Source organism: Paracraurococcus lichenis, assembly GCF_030657435.1.
Classification (GTDB): Bacteria; Pseudomonadota; Alphaproteobacteria; order Acetobacterales; family Acetobacteraceae; genus Paracraurococcus; species Paracraurococcus lichenis.
On the sequence record NZ_JAUTWS010000298.1, the window covers coordinates 1 to 1,353 of the forward strand.

A 1,353-nucleotide genomic window follows, 5' to 3' on the forward strand; every position below is an offset into this window, starting at 1 on the left:
GTAATTACCCACCCCCCGTCTCTGGTGCGGTGGTTACGGTGTAATGGTCTGGAGGATGGTGCCGAAGACACTGGTGTTCGGCGCGAGGCGAGCGGTGTCGACGACGGTGCGCACGTCCGCCTCGCCCTGAGCGGCCCACATCGCGCGATAGCCGTTGGTGACCTTGCGCTGGATCACGGCGGGGCGGAGGTCGCGTTCGCAGGCGTTGTTCGTTGCCTCGACTTGGCCAGGCCAGTCCACGAAGGTCAGGAGTTGGTCGCGGGCTCGGCGCAGCTTCGCTTGCAGCGCCCGCGTCAGTTCGCACCCGCTTGGGGCTGCCAGGATCGCGTCCAGCCTGCGTTCGAGCGCCCGCCGCTTGGCGGCCAGGGTGGAAGCGGCCAAGCGTGCGGCGGCGTCGGCCAGGTCGAAAGCTGAGCCGAGCCAGAGCTTGAGCCGGTAAGGGACGGGGTCGTCGCTGGCCTCGAGCGCATACGCCACATCGCGGGCCAGGTGCGCCAGACAGGTCTGCTGGGCCAAGCCGTGGCCCTGCTGCGCCACGTAGCGATCCGAGAGCCAGACCGCGGGGCGGTGCCCGTCCATCATCGCGTGCACGACGGAGGCGGCGCGCGTCGGCGCGGCCTGGTGCACCACGGCGTGCTGGCAGCGGAACACCCAGTGGTAGCCGGAGCAGCCCTCGATCCGCACGCCGGTCTCGTCGGAGGCCACCACCTCGGCACGGCGCAGCGCCGCGATGGCCGCCTCGCGCCCGGCCTGGAACCGGCCTTGGGCGCGGCGGAGCAGGTTCATCAGCCCGCCCTGGCTGAGGCGCAGCCCGAACAGGTCGGCGAGGGCGGCCTGCAGCCGGTCATAGGAGAGCGCCTGGTAGGTCTTGAGGTAGGTGGCCACCGCGTGCAGGCGCGCGCCGAACGGCGTGCCGCTGACCGGCACGGCCGCCACGGCCCGCGTGCCGCATCCGGGGCAGCGCACCGCCAGGCGATGGTGGTGAACCACCACCGGCCTGACCACGGGCAACTCGATGTGCTCCCAAATCCCGGCCTGTTCGGCCGCCAGATCGGCTGCGAGCGGCATCCGGCAGCATGGGCAGACCTCGGGGCGGTGGGCGATCCTTTCGGAGACGTCGTCGCTCAAGGGACGGCTGTGTCCCTCGTGGCCCGGTTTGGCGCCTCCAGGCTTGGCCCGCTCGCGCCTCTCCTTCCGGTCCGTGGACGGCGGCTTGGAAGAGGTGCGCGAGGTCTTCTCCGGCCGCTGCAGCCGCAGCACCAGCTCGATCAGCTCCGACTTGCTCAGCCGCTCAAGCTCGTCCCGCTGCATGCCAGGATCGAATCAGCCAACCCACCCTCGCGCAAGGGGGGG

General features: G+C 71.2%; 1 protein-coding gene. It reads right to left on the reverse strand.

Annotation, left to right across the window (positions count from 1 at the left end; genetic code table 11):
- Positions 1–33: 33 nt before the first annotated feature.
- Positions 34–1,311 carry an IS66 family transposase gene (tnpC, locus tag Q7A36_RS39815; protein WP_305109324.1) on the reverse strand — a complete coding sequence of 426 codons (1,278 nt, stop codon included), beginning with the start codon at positions 1,309–1,311 and terminating at the stop codon, positions 34–36.
- Positions 1,312–1,353: the final 42 nt, after the last annotated feature.